We start from the raw sequence: 21,488 nt of genomic DNA, 5'->3' as shown, positions 1-21,488 counted from the left end.
ACGGCCAATGCCGAATTGGGACGGTCCGAACGCCGACCCGAACCCTAACGCTGAAGTTTAGGGTTACCAGTGTGCCTGTTCCCTGGACTCTTCCGAACAGGACACTAAGTCGACAAGTGGCGCGCGTTCAACGAACACGCCGAACCTCCCGTTTTTCTTTTCACCCTATGTGATCAGCCGTAGCGCTGCCCACTCAGGGTGCTGGCCTGGGCAAATGTGCGTCAACTCGCCGCTGACGCCGGGGCGGTGGGAACACTGACGTCGAAGTGCCTGGCCTTGGGAGCCGCTTTCATCAACGCGGTGAGGGTGACGCCCTTCGCCTCGCCCTTCTCGACGCTGCCCCAGTCGACCGTACGACCACCGGCCAACTCCAGCGTGATCGAGTCATAACTACGGACCTTGAGGGTACGCGTCTGCCGGGCCACCCGGGCCGGGACGGCGGACATGACCTCGACGGCGGCACGGGTGAGTTCCCCGGTGGCGAAGCGCTGGGGCCCGGGGGTCCGACGGGGCGTCAATTCCAGGACGGGGACACCCGCGGGAGCCCGGGCGACGGTCGCGAACCGCACCGCTTCCCCGTCCACTTCGATGAACTTTCCGCCCTTTTCCACAATCAGGACCGGTTTCCGCTCGGTGACTTCCAGTCGGATTCCCCGCGGCCAGGAACGAATGACGTCAATCTCATCGATTCGGGGCAACTCGCTGGCGAGTCGATCCGCGATCCGGTCCGTGTCGACGGAAATCAACGGGGTGCCGAGCCGGATTCCGGCGGCCTCCCGCACCTCGTCCGGACCGAGGACGCCGGTTCCGGAGACGTTCACCTTGCCGACCCTCAGCCACGGGGACCCGTACAGGGTCCAGATCCCCCCGGCGACGAGGACGGCCAGGGCCGCCGCGGACAGTACCAGCGTGCGGGTACGGGCCCGGGGCAGACGGCCGGCCAACCGGGACGCCAGGGCGGCGAACCGGCCCGGCTCCCCGGGGGGACCGGGCGGGCCGGAGCCCGGGTCCCGCTCACCGTCCGCGGTCGTCGGTCCGGCCACGTTCCCTGCCTTCCGTCACGCGCTGGGCGCGCACCGCACTGGGGTCACGCCCTGGCGCGTGACGCGATCGCTTCGTACACCATGCCGACGAGCAGGTCGTCGGCGTCCCGGCGGCCGAACTCCGACGCGGCACGGGACATCTGGTACAGCCGGTGCGGGTCCGCCAGCACCGGCAGGACGTTGCCCTGCACCCACTGCGGCGTCAGCTCGGCGTCGTCGACGAGCAGTCCACCGCCCGCCTTGACCACCGGCTGGGCGTTGAGCCGCTGTTCCCCGTTGCCGATGGGCAGCGGGACGTAGGCGGCCGGCAGTCCGACGGCGGACAGTTCGGCGACGGTCATCGCGCCCGCGCGGCAGAGCATCATGTCGGCCGCGGCGTACGCGAGGTCCATCCGGTCCACGTACGGTACCGGGATGTAGGGCGGCATCCCGGGCATGTTGTCGATGTGCGGCAGTTCGTTCTTGGGGCCGACCGCGTGCAGGATCTGGATGCCGGCCTGCTGGAGGTACGGCGCGGCCTGCTGGACCACCTCGTTGAGGCGGCGGGCGCCCTGGGAGCCGCCCGAGACCAGGAGCGTCGGCAGGTTCGGGTCGAGCCCGAAGGCGGCCCGCGCCTCGGGCCGGACGGCCGCCCGGTCGAGGGTGGCGATCGAGCGGCGCAGCGGGATGCCGATGTAGCGGGCGCCGCGCAGCTTGTTGTCCGGGGTGGAGACCGCGACCTGGGCCGCGTACCGGGAGCCGATCTTGTTGGCGAGGCCGGGGCGGGCGTTGGCCTCGTGGATCACGATGGGCACGCCGCGGCGCTTGGCTGCCAGGTAGCCGGGCAGGGCGACGTAGCCGCCGAAACCGACCACGGCGTCCGCCCGGGTGCGTTCGAGGATCTGCTCCGCCGCCTTGATGGTGCCGCGCAGCCGGCCGGGAACGGTGATCAGCTCCGGGGTCGGCTTGCGGGGCAGGGGCACGGCGGGGATCAGTGCCAGTTCGTAGCCCCGCTCGGGGACCAACCGGGTCTCCAGGCCGCGCTCGGTGCCCAGCGCCGTGATCCCCACGGTCGGATCGTGCCTACGCAGGGCGTCCGCCAGGGCGAGCGCGGGCTCGATGTGTCCGGCGGTACCTCCGCCGGCGAGTACGACATGCACCGAAATTCACCGCTCTCCGGACGGGCGCGTCCTGACGCGCCGTCGCATCGTGTTCCAACTCCGGGACGCCCGGTCCGTCCCGGAGCCCCTTCCCGCGGTCCGCTTGCGGCCGTGGGCCCGTTGCCGGGCGAGTGCCGCCCGGGCCGCGGGTTCGTCCCTCGCGAAGGCGATCAGCAGGCCGACGGCGAACATGGTCGGCAGCAGGGCCGACCCCCCGTATGAGAACAGCGGGAGCGGGACACCGGCGATCGGCAGCAGGCCGAGCACCGCACCCATGTTGATCACGGCCTGGGCCATGATCCAGGTGGTCACGCCACCCGCGGCGTACCTCACGAAGGGGTCCTCCGTGCGTCCGGCCACGCGGATACCCGCATAGCCTAGAGCCGCGAAGAGCCCCAGCACGGACAGAGTGCCCGCGAGACCCAGTTCTTCACCGGCAATCGCGAAGATGAAGTCAGTGTGGGCTTCCGGGAGTTGACCCCATTTTTCCACACTGGCACCGAGTCCGGAACCAAAGAGTCCGCCGGACGCCAGTGCGTAGATTCCGTGGACGGCCTGCCAGCAGGGGTCGGTGGGGCCGCCCAGTTCCGAGGCGCCGATGCACTGGAGGCGGGACATCCGGTTGGGGCTGGTCCTGATGAGGACCGCGCCGACCACCAGGGCGACCGCGAGGACTCCGGCGAACAGCCGGGTGGGCGCTCCCGCGAGCCACAGCAGTCCGAACAGGATGGCGGTCAGGATGATCGCCGTCCCCATGTCCCCGCCGAGCATGATCAGGCCCAGCACCATGAACGCGACCGGGACCAGGGGCACGAGCATGTGCTTCCACTGGTTCAGCAGTCGTTTGTCCTGTTTGCGGGCGAGGAGGTCGGCGCCCCACAGCACGAGGGCCAGCTTGCCGAACTCGCTCGGCTGGAGCTGGAAGATGCCGAACTCGATCCAGTTCTGGTTGCCGTTGACCGCGACCCCTATCCCCGGCACCTGGACGAGCACCATCAGGGTGACCGCACCGGCGAGCATCGGATAGGCGAGCGCCCGGTGCAGCTTGATGGGCATGCGGGAGGCGACCAGCAGCAGGATCGCGCCGAGCGCGGCGGCCAGCAACTGCTTGCGGAAGAAGTACGACCCGGGCAGGGAGAGCTGCAACGCCCGGATGATGGACGCCGAGTAGACCATCACCAACCCCAACAGGGTGATGAGGAAGCTACTGCCGAGAATCAGATAATAGGCGGTCAACGGGCGGTCCCAGGCCCGTCGGGCCCGGCCGCGAAGGCGCCTCAACGACGACTCGCGCCGCCCCGTGACGGGCACCGCGGGCGCCGGCTCCCGCCGGGTGGCCGCCGCGGCCCGCCCGCTGCCGCTCACCACGCGCAACTCCGACCGCCACGCTCCGGCCACGACGCACTCACGCGAACCCTCCCAGGCCTACGGGCGCCCCGCGCGTCCACGTGACCGGCTCAGGCGCCGTCGGAGTCGAGTTCGCGGACCGCCGCCGCGAACGCGTCCCCGCGCTCGTTGTAGTTGGTGAACATGTCCATGGAGGCACAGGCCGGGGCCAGGAGGACGGTGTCCCCCGCGCGCGCCAGCCCCCGGGCGGCCCCGACCACCGCGGACATCGCCCCAGTGTCGGTCCGGTCCACGTCGACCACGGGCACCTCGGGCGCGTGTCGCGCGAGGGCTTCTCCGATCAGCGCGCGATCGGCACCCAGCAGGACCACGCCCCGCAGCCGCTTGGCGGCGGAGGCGACGAGTTCGTCGAAGGACGCCCCCTTGGCGAGCCCGCCCGCGATCCACACCACCGGCTCGTAGGCGGCGAGCGAGGCCTCGGCGGCGTGCGTGTTGGTGGCCTTGGAGTCGTCCACGTAGGCGACCGAGTCCACGTCGGCGACGTGCGAGATCCGGTGGGCGTCCGGGCGGAAGGCGCGCAGCCCGTCCCGTACCGCTGCGGCGGGCACGCCGAAGGCCCGGGCGAGCGCCGCGGCGGCGAGCGCGTTGGCGATGTTGTGCGGGGCCGGCGGGTTCACGTCCGCGACCTCGGCGAGCTCCTGGGCCTGCCGCTGCCGGTCCGCCACGAACGCGCGGTCCACGAGGATGCCGTCGACGACCCCGAGTTGGGAGGGGCCGGGCGGGCCGAGCGTGAAGCCGACGGCCCGGCAGCCCTCCTCGACGTCGGCCTCGCGCACCAGGTCCTCGGTGGCCCGGTCGGCGGTGTTGTAGACGCAGGCGACCCGGTTGCCCTCGTAGACGCGCCCCTTGTCCCGGGCGTACGCGGCCATGGAGCCGTGCCAGTCCAGGTGGTCGGGGGCGAGGTTGAGGACGGCGGCCGAGTGGGCGCGCACCGAGGGCGCCCAGTGCAGCTGGTAGCTGGAGAGTTCGACGGCGAGCACGTCGTGGGTCGCGCCGTCGCCGCGTTCCTGGCCGAGGACCACGTCGACGATCGGGGTGCCGATGTTGCCGACCTCGGCGGTGCGCAGTCCGGCGGCGCGCAGGATGGAGCCGAGCATCCGGGTCGTCGTGGTCTTGCCGTTGGTGCCGGTGACCGCGAGCCAGGGTGCCGCGTCGGGGCCGCGCAGCCGCCAGGCGACCTCGACGTCGCCGATCACGTCGACGCCCGCCGCGGCGAACAGCGGCGAGGAGGGCTTCCAGCCGGGCGAGGTGACCACCAGGCCGGTCCCGTCGGGCAGGGAGTCGGCGTCGCCGAGGCGGACCGCGATGCCCTCCTCGGCGAGGACGGCCGCCGTCTGCCGGCGGGTGTCGTCGTCACCGCCGTCGACGACGGTGACGTGCGCACCGCAGCCGGCCAGGGCGCGGGCGGCGCTGAGGCCGCTCACGCCGAGGCCGGCGACGGTGATGTGCTGCCCCGCGAAGGAATCCGCGGGTCGGGTGCCCTCGAAGGTCACTTGTCCGCTGCCCATCCGGCGTAGAAGAGGCCGAGTCCGACGATCACGCACATGCCCTGGATGATCCAGAAGCGGACCACGACCAGGACTTCGGACCAGCCCTTGAGTTCGAAGTGGTGTTGGAGCGGTGCCATCCGGAAGACGCGCTTCCCGGTAAGTCGGAAGCTGCCGACCTGGATGACGACCGACATGGTGATGAGGACGAAGAGGCCGCCGAGCAGCGCGAGCAGCAGCTCGGTGCGGGAGCAGATGGCGAGGCCCGCGAGGGCACCGCCGAGTGCCAGCGAACCGGTGTCGCCCATGAAGATCTTGGCCGGCGAGGTGTTCCACCACAGGAAGCCGAAGCAGGCGCCCATCAGGGCGGCGGCGACCACCGCGAGGTCCAGCGGGTCCCGGACCTCGAAACAGGCGCCCGGGTTGGTCAGCTTGTTCGCGTCGGCACAGGACTCCTGGTACTGCCAGACGCCGATGAAGGTGTAGGCGCCGAAGACCATCACCGAGGCACCGGTGGCCAGGCCGTCGAGTCCGTCGGTGAGGTTCACGCCGTTGGACATGGCGAGGATCATGAACAGCGCCCACACCACGAACAGGACGGGGCCGATGGTCCAGCCGAAGTCCATGACGAAGGAGAGCTTGGTGGAGGCCGGGGCGAGTCCGCGCTGGTCTTTGAACTGCAAGGCCAGGAGCGCGAAGGCGATGCCGACGATGAGCTGTCCGGCCATCTTCGCCTTGGCCCGCAGGCCCAGCGAACGGCGCTTGACGATCTTGATGTAGTCGTCGAGGAAGCCGACCAGGCCCATTCCGGCCATCAGGCCGAGGACCAGGAGTCCGGAGACCGTGACCGGGGCCCCGGTGATGAGCTTGCTCAGGAAGTACGCGATGAGCGTCGCCAGGATGAAGGCGATGCCGCCCATGGTCGGCGTACCGCGCTTGCTGTGGTGCTCGCGCGGGCCGTCGTCGCGGATGTACTGGCCGTAGCCCTTGCGGGCCAGCAGCTTGATCAGCAGCGGCGTGCCCACCAGCGTCAGGAACAAACCGATGACACCGGCGAAGAGGATCTGATTCATCATCGGGCGGCGACCTCACCCTCGCCGCTCGCGTCCCCTTCCAGCAGCCCCAGGGCCACCCGCTCCAAGCCGATCGCCCGGGATGCCTTGACGAGGACTACGTCCCCCGGCCGCAGTTCACCGCGCAATAGGTCGATCGCCGCCTGTGCGTCGGACACGTGCACCGACTCCTCACCCCACGAACCCTCGTTATAGGCGCCCATGCGCAGCCAGGCCGCTTCCCTGCCCCCGACTGCCACGAGCTTGCTCACGTTGAGCCGGACGGCTAGCCGTCCGATCGCGTCGTGCTCGGCGAGCGCCTCGTCACCGAGCTCGGCCATCGCACCGAGCACCGCCCACGTGCGGCCCCCTCGGTCCCGGGAGCCGCCTCCCATCGCGGCAAGCGCGCGCAGGGCGGCCCTCATGGACTCGGGGTTCGCGTTGTAGGCGTCGTTGACCACCGTCACGCCGTCGGGGCGCTCGGTGACCTCCATCCGCCAGCGGGAGAGGGTGCCCGCTCCGGAGAGCGCGCGTGCGACCTCATCCACGGGCATGCCCAGCTCATGGGCGACGGCCGCCGCGGCAAGCGCGTTCGACACGTGGTGCTCACCGTACAGGCGCAAGGTCACGTCTTCGCACCCGGAGGGTGTGTGAAGGCTGAAGCAAGGCTGTCCGGACGCTGTGAGCCGGACGTTCTCGGCGCGTACGTCCGCTTCGCCGGATTCCCCGAAGAGCACGACCCGGGCCTTGGTGCGGGTGGCCATCGCGCGGACGAGCGGATCGTCGGCGTTGAGGATCGCGACTCCGCCCTCGGCGGCGGCCGGCAGGGCCTCCACGAGTTCGCCCTTCGCCCGGGCGATCTGCTCCCGGCCGCCGAACTCGCCGATGTGGGCGCTCCCGACGTTGAGGACGAGCCCGATGCGCGGTGGGGTCAGTTCGGTGAGGTACTGGATGTGGCCGATTCCGCGCGCCCCCATCTCCAGGACCAGGTAACGCGTGTCGTCGGTGGCGCTGAGGGCGGTGAGCGGCAGCCCGATCTCGTTGTTGAGCGAGCCCGGCGTCCAGACCGTCGGCCCGTGGCGCTGGAGCACCTGGGCGAGGAGGTCCTTGGTGCTGGTCTTGCCCGCCGAGCCGGTGAGGGCGACCAGGGTGGCGCCGAGGCGTTCCACGACGGCCCGGGCCAGGGCGCCCAGGGCGCTCTGGACGTCGTCCACGACGATCGCGGGGACGCCGACGGGCCGGGCGGCCAGCACCGCCACCGCGCCCGCGGCGACCACGTGGGCGGCGAAGTCGTGGCCGTCGACGCGTTCCCCGGCGAAGGCGACGAAGAGGCTGCCGGGGACCACCTCGCGGGAGTCACGGACGACGGGTCCGGTGACGCGTACCGAGGGGTCCGGTATGTCGTGGGGTTGCCCGCCGACTACGGAGGCGATCTCGGCGAGGGAGAGGGCGATCACGTGTTCATCCCTGGGTCTGCTGGGCCGCTTCGCCGGCTTGCGCACCGCCGGCGTCGGCAGCGGCGGCTGCGGGGGCGGGGCCGTCGGCGGCGGCGAGGGCGCGCCGGGCGGCACGGGAGGACTCGATGGCGTCACGCAGCACGTGCCGGTCGTCGAAGGGTCGGACCACCCCGCCGATGTCCTGGCCCTGTTCGTGGCCCTTGCCCGCGACGAGCACGGTGTCGCCCGGGCCGGCGAGCGCGACGGCCGCGGTGATCGCGGCGGCCCGGTCCTCGAAGACCCGGACCTCGCCGCGTTCGTGGGCGGGCACCTCGGCGGCGCCCGCGAGCATGGCCGCGAGGATCGCGAGGGGGTCCTCGGAGCGGGGGTTGTCGGAGGTCAGCAGGGCGGTGTCGGCGAGCCGGGCGGCGGCGGCGCCCATCGGGCGGCGCTTGGTGGTGTCGCGGTCGCCGCCGCAGCCGAGCACGATGTGCAGCCGTCCCTCGGTGACCTTGCGCAGGGCGCGCAGCACCGATTCGACGGCATCGGTCTTGTGGGCGTAGTCGACGACCGCCAGGTAGGGCTGGCCGACGTCGACGCGCTCCAGCCGGCCGGGGACCCCGGGGACGGCCGCGATGCCCTCGGCGACGGCGTGCGCGTCGAGGCCGGCGGTGGCCAGGGTGACGATCGCGGCGAGGGTGTTGGCGACGTTGAACGGGCCGGGCAGCGGGGCGCGGGCGCTGAGCCGCTCCCCCGCCGGGCCCCGCACGGTGAAGGTGGAGCCGAGGGGGCCGATCTCCACGTCCTCGGCGCGCCAGTCGGCGTCGGGGTGGCCCTCCGCGGAGAAGGTGACGACCGGGACGGTCGCCTCGGCGACCAGTCGACGGCCGTACGCGTCGTCGTAGTTGACGACGCCCTGTTTGCTGCGGTCCGGGGTGAACAGCTGTGCCTTGGCCCGGAAGTAGTCCTCCATGTCGGAGTGGAACTCCATGTGCTCCGGGCTCAGGTTGTTGAAGACGGCGACGTCGAAGACGCAGCCGTCGACCCGGCCGAGGACCAGTGCATGGCTGGAAACCTCCATCGCGACCGCCTCGGCGCCGCGTTCGCGCATCACCGCGAACAGCGCCTGGAGGTCGGTGGCCTCGGGGGTGGTGCGCTCGGACTTGACGCGTTCGTCGCCGATCCGCATCTCGACGGTGCCGATGAGCCCGCTGACCCCGCCGACCGCCGCGTCCAGGCCGCCCTGCACCAGGTACGCGGTGGTGGTCTTGCCGGAGGTGCCGGTGATGCCGATCTGGAGCAGTTCCTCGCCGGGGTGTCCGTAGACGGTGGCCGCGAGGGCGCCCATCCGGGCGCGGGGATCGTCGACCACGAGGACCGGGAGTCCGGTGGCGGCGGCGCGGTCGGCTCCTGACGGGTCGGTCAGGACGGCAGTGGCGCCGAGCCCGGCGGCCTGGTCGGCGAAGTCGGCACCGTGGAGCCGGGCGCCGGGCAGCGCGGCGTACAGGTCGCCGGGGCGCACCGCGCGGGAGTCGTGGGTGATGCCGGTGACCTTCCCCTGGGCGGGGGCCGTCAGGCCCAGCTGATCGGCCAGCTCCGCGAGGGTGGTCTCAGGGACATGGGCCGGTCGCGGCGGCCCCGGGTAGCTCACGGAAGCGCCCTTCTGGGTGAGGTGTGACGGATCGGCGTGTGACACGGCGGTGAGCGTACCCGGCACACCGTACTGGGGGCTAAATGGCCGGTTCGCGACGGTCACGGCCGGTCCGTCGGTGGGTGCGGGGCGCCGGGCGGGAACTCCGGGTCGGTTCCGCGGCGGAGGGGTGTTCGTGGTCACGGGCGGTTCCTGGTGGCTCTCGGGTGGTGCGGCGGTCGCTCGGCGGGCCGGTCAGGGCCACCGCGTGCGGTCAGGGCGTGAACGTGACGGGGAGCCGCGCGGGCGGGGTGCCGGTCGGCGGCACCTGGAGGCTCTTGAGGGCGAACTGCATGACTTCCTTGTAGACGGGGCCACAGATCTGGCCACCGAAGTAGCTGCCCTTGGTGGCGTTCTGGATGGCGCAGTAGACGGTGACCCGGGGTTGGTCGGCCGGGGCGAAACCGGCGAACGACGAGGTGTAGCCGCGGTACTTGCCGGTGACCGGGTCGACGCGGTTGGCGGTGCCGGTCTTGCCCGCCACGCGGTAGCCGGGGATGCGGGCCTTGACGCCGGTGCCCTGCTCGTCGTCGACCACCGACTCCAGCATCCGGGAGAGGGTCCGCGCGGTGCGCTCGCTGACGACCCGGGTCTCCTCGGGTTCCGGAGCGGGGGTGAACCGGTCGTCGGGGCCGTGGTGGCCGCGCACGAGGCTCGGTTCGACGCGGACCCCGCCGTTGGCGATGGTGGAGTAGACGGAGGCCGCCTGCATCGCGTTGATGGACACGCCCTGGCCGAAGGGGATCGTGTACTGCTGCGAGGTCGACCACTTGTCGGGGGCCGCGAGGATGCCGGGGGTCTCGCCCGGGAAGCCGAGCCCGGTCGGGCCGCCGATGCCGAACTTGCGCAGGTACGAGTGGAGGACCCGGTTCGCCTGGGGCTGCGTCTTGCCGAGTTGGCCGGTGGCGAGGATGGTGCCGATGTTGCTGGACTTGGCGAGGACCCCGTTCAGGGTGAGGTACCAGGTGGGGTGGTCGACGTCGTCCTGGAAGAGCCGGTCGCCGCGGTGCAGCCGGTTGGGGACGGTGACCTTGGTGGACGGGGTGGCCGCGTTCTCCTCCAGGACGGCCGCCATCGACATGACCTTGGCGGTGGAGCCGGGTTCGAAGGCGTCCTGGAGCGCGGCGTTGCCGAGGGAGGCGGAGCCGGCGGCGGAGAGGTCGCCGGGGTCGAAGCCGGGGGCGTTGGCCATGGCCAGGACCTCGCCCGTGCGGGTGTCCTGGACTATCACGTAGCCGCGGTCGGCCTTGGACTTCTTGACCTGCTCGGCGATGGCGTTCTGGGCCGCCCACTGGATGTCCCGGTCGATGGTCAGCTCGACGTCGGAGCCGGGGACCGCCGGCGTCTCGGTGCCGCCCGCGGTGGGAACCTGGCGACCGCCCGACTGGGCGTAGGTGACCTCGCCGTCACGGCCCGCGAGTCGCCGGTCGAGTTGCTGTTCCATGCCGCCGCCGCCCTTGCCCTGGGCGTTGACGAAGCCGAGGAGGCCGGCCGCGAGGTCGCCGTTGGGGTAGACGCGCTGGCTGGTGGGCTCCTGGAAGACGCCCCCGAGGACGTTCGCGGCGTCCTTGTCGCCGGCCGCCTTGTCGGCACGGGCCTTGTCGGCGAGCGTGCTCTTGAGGTCCTTGATCTGGTTCCAGACCTGCGGGGTCTGACGACGCGCCAGCACCACGTACCGGGTCTTGGGCGTCCTGAGCTTCTTGGTCAGTTCGCCGGTGTCCTGGCCGAGGATGGGGGCGAGGAGCGCGGCGGCCTGCTCGGCGGCGTCCGCGGTCTTGGTCTCCTCCGGGCTGAACATCACCGGGTCGGCGGTGATGTCGTACGCGGCGACGCTGGTCGCGAGGGCGACCCCGGAGCGGTCGGTGATCGCGCCGCGCTCGGCGGCGACCACCCGGGTCAGATAGCGGTTGGCCTCGGCCTTCGCGGAGTACTCGCTCGCGTCGACGGCCTGGACCTGGAGCAGCCGGACCACGAAGGCGAGCATGACGAGGGTCATCGCCACGCTGACCATCCGCAGCCGGGGCCGGGGGCTGCCCAGCCGCAGCGTCTTGCCCTGCCGGGGCCCCTTGGGCGGGCCGGAGGAACCCGTGGACGGGCGGGGGCGGCGCGGGGGGCGCACGCCGGCGGTGGGCTCTGCTTCACCGGTCCGGGCGTGCTCGGACCCGCCCGGGCGGCGCGGGGCGGCGGGTCGGCGGATGCGTTCGCCGCCCCGGCGGTCGCCCTCGCCGTGCGCGTGCCGGTCGGCACCGTCCGACCGGCCGCGGTCCGGGCGCGCCGGGCGGTCGGGGTCGTGGGAGAGGCGTTCACCGGGGTCGCGGCGGGGTCGGCGGTCCGGACGGGACGGGCCGGGGACCCTGCGTCGCGGAGGTTCCCTGTCGGTCACCGTGTCACCTGCCGGAGGTCGTCGGTTCGGGGCTGGGCGAGGATGCGGGAAGAGAAGGGGGCGCGGCCGAGGCCGAGGGGGCCGACGGGGAGGCGGTCGCGGACGGAGTCGAGGTGGCGGTCCCCGTCGGGGCGGTGGACGCGCTCGCGGCGGGGGCGGCCGGGGTCGAGGGTCCCGGGGACGGGGTGCCCGAGGCGGCCGGGAGCGTTCCGGGGGCGCTCAGCGCGGTGGGCGCCGGCTCGCCGGGGACCCCGCGCACCCTTCCGTCGGGTTCCAGGAAGGCCGGGTTGCCGCCGGGCACCATGCCCAGGTCCCGGGCGCGGCGCAGCAGCGCACCGGGCTTGGAGTAGGCGTCGACGTCCCGTTGGAGCGCCTGCTCCTCGTCGGTCAGCTCGGTGGTCTCCCGCTTCAGTTCGCTCAGCCGGAAGGACCCCTCGTTGAGGGACGAGTTCAGCATCAGCAGGGTGATCAGACCGCCGCCGAGCAGCAGCACCATCAGCAGGACGAAGGGGGTGCGGGCGGCCCGGCTGGGCCCGGCGGGCAGCAGCCCGGCGAGTTGGGCGGCCCGTCCGCGCAGTGCCGGTCGTCTGCTCATGCGCCCCTCCCCGGTCGTACCGCCGGTACCGCGTGACCGCTCGCCCCGCGGGTCATCCGGCGTCGTCCTCGCGGATGCGTTCGGCGCCGCGCAGCCGCGCGGGGGCGGCCCGGCGGTTGTCGGCGATCTCCTGCTCGGTGGGGAGTTCGGCGCCGCGGGTCAGCAGTCGCAGCCGCGGCTGGTACCGCTCCGGCACCACGGGCAGCCCGGGGGGCGCGGTGTTCGCCGCGCCCGCCGCGAGCACCTGTTTGACCAGGCGGTCCTCCAGCGAGTGGTACGACAGGACGGCGATCCGGCCGCCGACGGCGAGGGCGGCCACCGCGGCGGGGACGGCCCGCTCCAGGACGGACAGCTCGCCGTTCACCTCGATCCGCAGGGCCTGGAAGGTGCGTTTGGCGGGGTTGCCGCCGGTGCGCTTGGCGGCCTGCGGCAGGGCGTCGCGGATCACTTCGACCAGTCGGGCGCTGCGGGTGAACGGTTCCTTCTCCCGCTCCCGCACCACGGCGGAGACGATCCGCTTGGCCTGCTTCTCCTCGCCGTAGGCGCGCAGCAGTCGGACCAGTTCGCCCGGTGGGTAGGTGTTGAGGACCTCGGCGGCGCCGATGCCGGTCGTCTGGTCCATGCGCATGTCCAGGGGCGCGTCCTGGGCGTAGGCGAAGCCCCGGTCGGCCTCGTCCAGTTGCATGGAGGAGACCCCCAGGTCGAACAGGACGCCCGCGACCTTGGGCACCCGCAGACGGGCGAGGACCTCGGGCAGCTCGTCGTACACGGCGTGCACGAGGGTCGCCCGGTCACCGAAGGGCGCCAGGCGCTCGCCGGACAGGCGCAGGGCCTCCGGGTCCCGGTCCAGGGCGATCAGCCGGGCGGCGGGGAACTCGGTGAGGAGGGCCTCGCTGTGGCCGCCGAGACCGAGGGTGCAGTCGACCACCACGGGCGCCGGGCCGGTGGCGGGTTGCAGGGCGGGTGCCAGCAGGTCCAGACAGCGCCGCAGCATCACGGGAACGTGCCGGGTACCGGGGGGCCGCGGTGTGCCCTCGGCCGCGGGAGCCCCGTCGACCCCTTCGTCACCGCTGCTGGTGACGGTGCTGCCGTCGGGTCCGGGGGTGTCCCCTGCGCGCCCTTGCATGTGCCCTCTCAGGTCCGGGCGCGGCGCCCGCACCGCCGGGCCGCCGCCCGCCGGTGGGGAGAGGGGACCGCCGGCGCGGGCCCCGTCGTCGGGGAGCGCGCGGCCGTCCGGAGCGGGAGGGGGCCGAGCCGTACGGGGCGCGTCGCGCGCGCGGGGAGATCGTTCGGATCTCTGGATGTCCACAGTCCAGCAGGGAGCGCTCGGGGCCTCCCGCTTCGCGTCACTTTAGTCCACCCTGTCGCACGGTCAATCAACGCGCCTGCGCGTCGCGGGCGGCGTTCGCACACAGACTCGATGAGTGCGCGGCCGGGCCGGGACCGCGGGTGCGTCACCCGTTCGGCGGGGTGACCTGCACACCTGTGGGTTACCTCACAACAAGGCGCAATGACGTTCTTTGTCCACTCCCACGCCCTGCCCGTCGGGTCGGTCCCCACTACGGTCGGAGGCATGACGACTTCCGCACCCCTCCCGTCAGGCACCGAAGCCGCCATAAGTGCCGGTCACACCGTCACCGACCGGCTCATCGAGGCGAACACCGACTACGCAGCAGCCTTCACCGACCCGGGCATGGACGCCCGTCCCGTCCTCAAGGTCGCCGTGGTGGCCTGCATGGACGCCCGGCTCGACCTGCACGCGGCGCTCGGCCTGGAGCTGGGCGACTGCCACACCATCCGCAACGCCGGCGGCGTCGTCACCGATGACGTGATCCGCTCGCTCACCATCAGCCAGCGGGCGCTCGGCACCCGCAGCGTCGTCCTCATCCACCACACCGGATGCGGTCTGGAGACCCTCACCGAGGAGTTCCGGCACGAGCTGGAGATGGAGGTCGGCCAGCGGCCCGCCTGGGCGGTGGAGGCGTTCCGGGACGTCGACCAGGACGTCCGGCAGTCCATGCAGCGGGTGCGGACCTCGCCGTTCCTGCTGGAGACCGGGCACGTGCGCGGATTCGTCTTCGACGTGCGCACCGGACTGCTGCGCGAGATCGACCCGTCGTAACGGCGATCGGGTGCCGCGCGCGGGCGCGGCATCCGACCCGGCCGCCGGAACTCCCCTCCCCACCGGGACGATCCGCCCGGGAGCCCGCCACGGACCACGCCGCCCGTCGGGACGGCATACGCTGAGGCACCGGAGCACCACAAGCGGGGCATACGACGCGGGCCTCGTCCTGCGCCGAGTGACACGAGGCGGCCGGGACACGTCAGAATGCGCGTACGAGCACCGCGCCGAACGCCTGACGCGTGGTGCCCGTGTTTCGGGGTGGGCCGGTCCGCGGCGCAGCGCACCGGCCCGAAGTTGGGGAATCCCCGGCGCCGCGAGGAGCCAGGGGGAGGGCCGAGGAGGGCCGGGTGACGACCTATGACGATCGAGCGAGCCTCACTGATCTGACCACCACAGCGGAGCGCGTCCGCGGGTCGGTGGAGAGCGTGATCGAGGGCAAGCCGGAGGTCGTACGGCTTTCGCTGACCGTGCTCCTCGCTGAGGGGCACCTGCTCATCGAGGACGTACCGGGCGTGGGCAAGACCATGCTCGCCAAGGCGCTCGCGCGGTCCATCGACTGCTCGGTGCGCCGCATCCAGTTCACTCCCGACCTGTTGCCTTCGGACATCACGGGCGTGTCGATCTGGGACCAGGAAGCGCGGGACTTCGAGTTCAAGCCGGGCGCGATCTTCGCCCAGATCGTGATCGGCGACGAGATCAACCGGGCCTCGCCGAAGACGCAGTCGGCGCTGCTGGAGTCGATGGAGGAACGACAGGTCACCATCGACGGCCACAGCTACGAACTGCCCGATCCGTTCATGGTGGTGGCCACGCAGAACCCGGTCGAGATGGAGGGCACCTACCCCCTCCCCGAGGCCCAGCGCGACCGCTTCATGGCCCGGGTGTCCATCGGCTACCCGAGCCCCGAGGCGGAGTTGGAGATGCTCGGCGTGCACGGCGGGGTGTCCCCCCTGGACGACCTCCAACCGGTCGCCCACGCGCACGACATCGTGAAGCTGATCGAGGCCGTCCGCTCGGTCCACGTCGCCGACACCGTCCGCCGCTACGTGGTGGACCTCGTGTCCGCGACGCGCAGCCACCCGGACCTCCGGCTCGGCGCCTCCCCGCGCGCGACGCTGCACCTGCTGCGCGCCGCCAAGGCCGCCGCCGCCCTCGCGGGCCGTGAGTACGCGCTGCCGGACGACGTGCAGTCGCTCGCCGCGCCCGTACTCGCCCACCGGCTGCTGCCCACCCCGCAGGCCCAGCTGAACCGACGCACCGCCGAGCAGGTCGTGCTGGACATCCTCCAGCGCACCCCCGCGCCGGTGGCGCACCACGGTGCGGGTGGCTACCCGGGCCGCGGGCCGGTCCCCCCGGCCTACGGCGAGCGTCCGCCGGGCGCCCGGAGGCTGTGATGACGGCTCCCGCCGATCCGTCGGGCGCCCGCCCCCAGGAGGACCGGGGCGGGGCCCGCGCGGCGCTGGCGGGGCTCACCACCCGCGGCAGGTCGTTCCTCGCCGCCGGGATCGCCGCCGCGGTCTGCGCCTACGTGTTGGGCCAGGGCGACCTGCTACGCGTGGGGCTGCTGCTCGCCGTCCTGCCGCTGGTGTGCGCGCTGGTCCTCCAGCGCACCCGGTACCGGGTCGCGAGCAGCCGCCGGCTCTCGCCCGGCCGGGTGTCGGCCGGTTCGGAGGCCCGGGTCCACCTGCGGATGGAGAACGTCTCCCGACTGCCGACGGGGCTGCTGATGCTCCAGGACCAGGTGCCGTACGTGCTCGGGCCGCGGCCCCGGTTCGTGCTGGACCGGGTCGAGGCGGGCGGCCGGCGCGAGGTGTCCTACCGGGTCCGGTCCGACCTGCGGGGCCGTTACCCGCTGGGACCGCTCCAACTGCGGCTGAGCGACCCGTTCGGGATGTGCGAACTGACCCGCTCCTTCGCCACCCACGACGACCTCACGGTGGTCCCCCGCGTCGAGCCGCTGCCGCCGGTCGGGCTCAGCGGCGACGCCAAGGGGTACGGGGAGGGGCGGCAACGGTCCCTCGCCCTCGCCGGGGAGGACGACGTCATCCCGCGCGGCTACCGCTACGGCGACGACCTGCGTCGGGTCCACTGGCGGTCCACCGCCCGCCACGGCGAGCTGATGGTCCGCCGCGAGGAACAACCGCAACGCGCGCGCTGCTCGGTCCTGCTGGACACCCGGTACCTCGCCTACGAGGGGGCGGGGCCCGACTCCGCCTTCGAGTGGGCCGTGTCCGGAGCCGCTTCGGTCCTCACCCACATGATCGAGCAGGGCTTCTCGGTCCGGCTGCTCACCGACACCGGAGCCTCGGCGCCCGACGAGGGGGGCGACGGCTTCGCCGGGGCCGCCCAGGAGTCCGCGGAGACGGCCGGACTGATGTTGGACACGCTGGCCGTGGTCGACCACTCCGACGGGGAGGGCCTGTCACGCGCCTTCGACCAGGTGCGCGGCGGCCGTGAGGGGCTGTTCGTGGCGTTCCTCGGCGACCTCGACGAGGAACAGGCCGCGGTGGTCGCCCGGATGCGGCAGCGGGTGGGCGCCGCGGTCGCCTTCGTCCTGGACCCGGTGCAGTGGACGGGCGGACCGGGCGCACGCCCGGGCGACGAGGCCGCGCACCGCCTGCGGCTGCTCCAGGAGGCGGGGTGGACCGCCCTCGCCGTGGCACCGGGGTCGAGCGTCGCCGAGGCGTGGCGCAGGGCGGATCAGGAACGCGTCGGATCGGGCCCGGCACCGGGAACCACGGGGGGTTGGTCATGAGCGGCCGGATACGACTGGCGCTGTGCGCCTGGCTGGCCACGTTGTTGGCGGCGACGGCGCTGCTCCCGCTGGTCGAGCCGACCTCCTGGCTGCTCCAGGCGGCGGCGCTGCTGGGCGTGCAGACGGCGGTGGGCGCACTGGCCCGGCGCGTCCCGCTGTCCCGGGGACTCACGGTGTTCGCCCAGCTCCTCGTCACCGTGCTGCTGCTGACCGCGTCCTTCGCCGGGGACCGCGCGCTGCTGGGGTTCGTCCCCGGTCCCGACACCCTCAACGCCTTCGCCGAGCTGCTGCGGGACGGGGGCGACGACGCGGGCCGCTACGCGCCCCCGGTGCCGCTGTCGGACGGGATACGGCTGATGCTGGTCAGCGGGGTCCTGCTGATCGGGCTCGCGGTGGACCTCTTCGCGGTGACGCTGCGCAGCGCGGCCCCGGCGGGCCTGCCGCTGCTCGCGCTGTACTCGGTCGCCGCGGGCATCGGCGGCGGCGACGCGGGCTGGGCCTGGTTCCTGCTGGCCGCCGTCGGCTATCTGCTGCTCCTGCTCGCCGAGGGACGGGACCGGCTCGCCCAGTGGGGGCGGGTCTTCGGTGGACCGGTCCCGAACCGTGGCGGGCCGGTGACGGCCGGGATGGAGAGCGGCCGGCCAACGGTCCGGGTGCGCACCGGCCACCGGATCGGCGCCCTGGCCCTCGGGATCGCCGTGGTCGTGCCGCTGGCGCTGCCCTCGTTGGACAGCGGCCTGCTGGACCGCGAGCGCGGCGGAGCGGGCGAGTCGGAGGGGGGCACCATCTCCGCGGTGAACCCGTTGGTCTCGCTCCAGAACAGCCTCAACCAGCCCCAGGACCGGGAGGTGCTGAAGTACACCACCAGCACCCCCGACACCCAGGAGCTGTACCTGCGGATCGTCGCCCTCGACGATTTCGACGGCAGTGCGTGGAAGCCCTCGCAACGCGAGGTCACCGACGTACCGGCCTTCCTGCCGACGCCCCCCGGGCTCAGCCCGGAGGTGGCGCGCCGCGGGGTCACCACCCGGATCGAGGCCGCGGACTGGTACGCCCAGGACTGGCTGCCGATGCCGTTCCCGGCGAGTCGGGTGGACATCGACGGACAGTGGCGGTTCGAGCCGGTGGGCCGCACCCTGGTGGGTGACCACGAGCAGACCACCCGTGGCGCCCGGTACACGGTCGAGAGCCTGATCGTGGAGCCCACGGCACAGCAGCTGGCGAACGCCCCCGCACCGCCGCCGGAGTTCGAACGCGAGTTCACCAAGGTTCCGGCGTCGCTGCCGGACGAGGTCGCCGAGCAGGCCCGTAAGGTCACCGCGGGCGCCTCGAACGACTACGAGCGGGCCGTGAAGCTCCAGGAGTGGTTCGCCTTCGACGGCGGCTTCACCTACGACACCGAGGTGACGGCGGGCACCGGGAGCGCCGCGATCGCCCGGTTCCTCCAGCAGAAGCAGGGCTTCTGCGTGCACTTCTCGTTCGCGATGGCGGCGATGGCCCGCACCCTCGGCATACCGGCCCGGGTCGCGGTCGGCTTCACCCCCGGCTCCCCCGGCCCGAACGGGGAGATGTCCGTGGGGCTGAAGGACGCGCACGCCTGGCCCGAGCTGTACTTCGAAGGGGTGGGCTGGACCCGATTCGAGCCGACGCCGAGCCGCGGCTCGGCACCGGACTACACCCGGCCCGAGGCCCCCTCGGCGGCGCCGAGCACCGAGGCGCGGCCCACCGAGTCGGCGTCCGACGCTCCGTCGACGGCGCCGTCCGAGACGGAGAGCTGCTCGGTGGAGCAGAAGCGGTTGGACGGCAGCTGTGGGACCACGGCGCCCGCCGTGGCGGCCGGCTCCTCGGGCGACGGCGGTCCGCGGTGGCATGCCGTGCTGATCGGGGCGGGGGCGGTGACCGCGCTGGCGCTGCCGTTCCTGCCGATGCTGTGGCGGGCCCGGGTGCGGGCCCGCCGGCTGGGCTCCTCGCCGGGGCGCACCGAAGCGGACGCCCAGGCACGGACCCTGGCGGCGTGGCGGGAACTGGTCGACACCGCCTGGGACCACGGCATCGGTCCGGACGCCTCCGAGACGCCCCGGGCCGCAGCGGCCCGGATCGTGCGGGTCGCCCGGCTGGACGAGTCGGCGGCGGCAGCGGTGCGGCGGGTGGCCGAGGCGGTGGAGCAGGCGCTGTACGCGCCGGTTCCCCGTCCGGTGACGGGGCTCGGGGACGAGGTCCGGACCGTGCGGGGGGCCCTGCGGGCGGCGGTGGGGCGCAGGGATCGGGTGCGGGCGCTGTGGGTGCCGCGGTCTGCGGTGCGGGTGGTGTGGGCGGTTGCCGATCGGTGGACCGGGCTGCGGGTTCGGGTGGCCGGTGCGGTGCCGGCCTGGGCGGGGGCGCTGCGTCGCTGAGCGGTTCTTGGGCGCCCGCTCTTCGGTGCGGTTCACCTGGCGGTGCGCTGTCCGGTGGGGTGCGCTGTGGCGCTTCGGGATGGTCACCTGGGCGTGCGCCGTCCGGTGGGGGTGCGCGGTGGTCGTCCGCGCAGTTCCCCGCGCCCCTTCGGGGCGCACCTCAGCCGGGACGTGCCCCGCCGGACAGCGCACCGCAGGCGGACGTGCCCCGACAGGGGCGCGGGGAACGGCGCGAGCAACCACCACGCACCCGCACCCGGCGACGCACCGCCAGAGGCAGCCCCGACAGGGGCGCGGGGAACGGCGCGGACGACCGCAGCGCACCCCCGCCGGACAGCGCACCGCAGGCGGACGTGCCCCGAAAGGGGCGCGGGGAACTGCGCGAGCAAGCACCACGCACCCGCACGGAGCAGCGCACCGCCGGGTGGACGTATCGAAGGGGCGCCGGGAACGGCGAAGGGTGCCCTTCCGGCGGAGGGGCACCCTGAGGAAAGCCGAGGGACGGGCGGGCGCCTCAGCGACCGCCTTCTTGCTCGTCACGGCGGCGCTGCCACCGCTGCTCGATCCGGTTCATCATGGACCGGCGCTGTCGATTCTGCTGCCGAGCAGACGGGGCACCGGGTGGGGAACCCGCCTGTTCACCCGGCTTGGGCGCCTTGCGCCATCCGGTAACGGCGAGCACCGCGCACCCCAGCATGACGAGGAAGCCGACCACGCTGATCCAGATCTGCTGGGCGACCATTCCGGCCATGAGGAGCGCAATACCCACCAGGAAGCCGGCGACCGCCTGGTACACCCGACGCCGGGTGTACGTACGCAGCCCGCTTCCCTCAAGCGCTGTCGCGAACTTAGGATCTTCGGCGTACAGCGCTCGCTCCATCTGCTCGAGCATTCGCTGCTCGTGCTCCGAGAGCGGCACGGAGTCCTCCTCATCGTGCAGTCGCCGGGGCGACCGGGGGGTTCCCTTCAGGATAGGCAGGGAATCGCCCCCGTGAAACCCGCCCCTCTACGCCAATTCGCCAGTCAGAACCCGTCGTGGCGGTTCGGCCCGCTGAGGCGTCCATTCCCCGACGGGCAGTCCGTCATGCCGGACCGTCTCCCTCGATCATACGGCGAGTGGCGCCCGATCGGGTGGCCGGTGGCGTACTCCATGTGCTGCTGCGTTCCTGATCAGCGGCATCCCGGCCGGGAACTCAGGCGTCCGCGGGGTCCTGACGGGCTCCGAGCAGGTGCAGCTGGGTGGCCACCGAGTGGAAGGCGGGCAGCTCGGCCGCCGCCGCCTCCAGCCGCAGCAGGGCGTCCAACGCTCCCGGCTCGGTGTCCACCAGGACACCGGGGACCAGGTCCGCGAAGACCCGCACCCCGTGCACGGCGTCCACCCGGACGCCCGAAGCGGTCACCAGTTCGGTGAGCTGTTCGGTGGTGAAGCGACGGGGCACGGGATCGCTGTCGCCCCAGCGTCCGTCGGGGTCGCCCAGGGCCCGGCGGGCCTCGGTGAAGTGGCCGGCGAGGGCCCGGGCGAGGACGGCGCCGCCGACGCCCGCCGCGAGCAGGCTGAGCACGCCGGCGGGGCGCAGGGCGCCGATCGTGTTGCGCACCCCCTCGGCGGGGTCGTCCACGTACTCCAGCACTCCGTGGCACAGCACCGCGTCGTAGCCACCGCGCTCGACGACGTCGAAGAGGCCGTGCGCGTCACCCTGGACACCCTGGACCAGGCCGTCGACACCGGCTTCCGCGGCCCGGCGCTCCAGGGCGAAGAGGGCGTTCGGGCTCGGGTCGACGACGGTCACCCGATGGCCGAGTCGGGCCACGGGCACGGCGAAGTTGCCGCTGCCGCCGCCCGTGTCCAGGACGTCGAGCACCTCGCGTCCCGTGGACGTAGCCCGCTGGTCGAGGGCGTCCTTCAGCACGTCCCAGACCACGGCGGTACGGAGGGAGGCGCGGGGGCGCATCGGGTCCGACACTGCAACTGACTCCTCGGCA

The 21,488-nt window shown here is 73.0% G+C and carries 16 protein-coding genes; 4 read left to right on the top strand and 12 right to left on the bottom strand.

The annotated features are described in order from the left end of the window. Window positions 1-221: 221 nt before the first annotated feature. From ACFWIA_RS21020 to rsmH, 10 genes are all read right to left on the bottom strand, one after another. Entirely contained in the window at window positions 222-1,043 is an 822-nt protein-coding gene (locus ACFWIA_RS21020; RefSeq protein ID WP_387007295.1) for a cell division protein FtsQ/DivIB, read from the bottom strand. Between the two features lie 44 nt (window positions 1,044-1,087). Continuing rightward, window positions 1,088-2,182, bottom strand: a complete 1,095-nt coding sequence (gene murG, locus ACFWIA_RS21015) for an undecaprenyldiphospho-muramoylpentapeptide beta-N-acetylglucosaminyltransferase (protein ID WP_385485578.1) — start codon at window positions 2,180-2,182, stop codon at window positions 1,088-1,090. Window positions 2,183-2,188: 6 nt separating this feature from the next. Beyond that, window positions 2,189-3,547: a putative lipid II flippase FtsW gene (gene ftsW / locus ACFWIA_RS21010; protein ID WP_387007333.1), complete on the bottom strand. Its 1,359-nt coding sequence runs from the start codon at window positions 3,545-3,547 to the stop codon at window positions 2,189-2,191. 92 nt (window positions 3,548-3,639) lie between these two features. After that, a complete protein-coding gene (murD, locus tag ACFWIA_RS21005) occupies window positions 3,640-5,097 on the bottom strand; it encodes a UDP-N-acetylmuramoyl-L-alanine--D-glutamate ligase (RefSeq protein WP_387007293.1) in 1,458 nt (485 codons plus the stop codon). Then, entirely contained in the window at window positions 5,079-6,152 is a 1,074-nt protein-coding gene (gene mraY, locus ACFWIA_RS21000; RefSeq protein ID WP_387007291.1) for a phospho-N-acetylmuramoyl-pentapeptide-transferase, read from the bottom strand. Before mraY ends, murD begins: the two co-directional genes overlap by 19 nt. Next, window positions 6,149-7,585, bottom strand: a complete 1,437-nt coding sequence (murF, locus tag ACFWIA_RS20995) for a UDP-N-acetylmuramoyl-tripeptide--D-alanyl-D-alanine ligase (RefSeq protein WP_387007289.1) — start codon at window positions 7,583-7,585, stop codon at window positions 6,149-6,151. The genes mraY and murF overlap by 4 nt, the downstream gene beginning before the upstream one ends. 4 nt (window positions 7,586-7,589) lie before the next feature. After that, the gene (locus ACFWIA_RS20990; protein WP_387007287.1) at window positions 7,590-9,260 is read right to left on the bottom strand and encodes a UDP-N-acetylmuramoyl-L-alanyl-D-glutamate--2,6-diaminopimelate ligase; all 1,671 of its coding nucleotides are present in this window, start codon (window positions 9,258-9,260) and stop codon (window positions 7,590-7,592) included. Window positions 9,261-9,468: 208 nt separating this feature from the next. Then, window positions 9,469-11,637, bottom strand: a complete 2,169-nt coding sequence (locus ACFWIA_RS20985) for a peptidoglycan D,D-transpeptidase FtsI family protein (protein ID WP_387007285.1) — start codon at window positions 11,635-11,637, stop codon at window positions 9,469-9,471. 4 nt (window positions 11,638-11,641) lie between these two features. Continuing rightward, a complete protein-coding gene (locus ACFWIA_RS20980; RefSeq protein WP_387007284.1) occupies window positions 11,642-12,232 on the bottom strand; it encodes a hypothetical protein in 591 nt (196 codons plus the stop codon). Between the two features lie 52 nt (window positions 12,233-12,284). Further along, a complete protein-coding gene (gene rsmH / locus ACFWIA_RS20975; protein ID WP_387007331.1) occupies window positions 12,285-13,229 on the bottom strand; it encodes a 16S rRNA (cytosine(1402)-N(4))-methyltransferase RsmH in 945 nt (314 codons plus the stop codon). Window positions 13,230-13,805: 576 nt separating this feature from the next. Here rsmH and ACFWIA_RS20970 point away from each other — a divergent pair. The 4 genes from ACFWIA_RS20970 to ACFWIA_RS20955 all read left to right on the top strand — a co-directional run bounded on the left by ACFWIA_RS20970 (window position 13,806) and on the right by ACFWIA_RS20955 (window position 19,505). Next, entirely contained in the window at window positions 13,806-14,354 is a 549-nt protein-coding gene (locus ACFWIA_RS20970) for a beta-class carbonic anhydrase (protein ID WP_387007282.1), read from the top strand. A 350-nt stretch (window positions 14,355-14,704) separates the two neighbouring features. Then, window positions 14,705-15,751: an AAA family ATPase gene (locus ACFWIA_RS20965; protein WP_387007280.1), complete on the top strand. Its 1,047-nt coding sequence runs from the start codon at window positions 14,705-14,707 to the stop codon at window positions 15,749-15,751. Beyond that, a complete protein-coding gene (locus ACFWIA_RS20960; protein WP_387007278.1) occupies window positions 15,751-17,112 on the top strand; it encodes a DUF58 domain-containing protein in 1,362 nt (453 codons plus the stop codon). The genes ACFWIA_RS20965 and ACFWIA_RS20960 overlap by 1 nt, the downstream gene beginning before the upstream one ends. Beyond that, a complete protein-coding gene (locus ACFWIA_RS20955; RefSeq protein WP_387007276.1) occupies window positions 17,109-19,505 on the top strand; it encodes a transglutaminaseTgpA domain-containing protein in 2,397 nt (798 codons plus the stop codon). Before ACFWIA_RS20960 ends, ACFWIA_RS20955 begins: the two co-directional genes overlap by 4 nt. Window positions 19,506-20,019: 514 nt before the next feature. On the opposite strand, the gene ACFWIA_RS20950 is transcribed toward ACFWIA_RS20955, so the two are convergent. Both ACFWIA_RS20950 and ACFWIA_RS20945 read right to left on the bottom strand, forming a co-directional pair. Next, entirely contained in the window at window positions 20,020-20,424 is a 405-nt protein-coding gene (locus tag ACFWIA_RS20950) for a DUF3040 domain-containing protein (RefSeq protein WP_385485600.1), read from the bottom strand. A 274-nt stretch (window positions 20,425-20,698) separates the two neighbouring features. Next, window positions 20,699-21,469 (bottom strand): class I SAM-dependent methyltransferase, encoded by a 771-nt coding sequence (locus tag ACFWIA_RS20945; protein ID WP_387007274.1) that lies wholly within the window; start codon window positions 21,467-21,469, stop codon window positions 20,699-20,701. Window positions 21,470-21,488: the final 19 nt, after the last annotated feature.

Source organism: Streptomyces sp. NPDC127068, from assembly GCF_042724695.1.
Lineage (GTDB): Bacteria > Actinomycetota > Actinomycetes > Streptomycetales > Streptomycetaceae > Streptomyces.
This window is presented reverse-complemented; position numbering and strand designations above follow the sequence as displayed.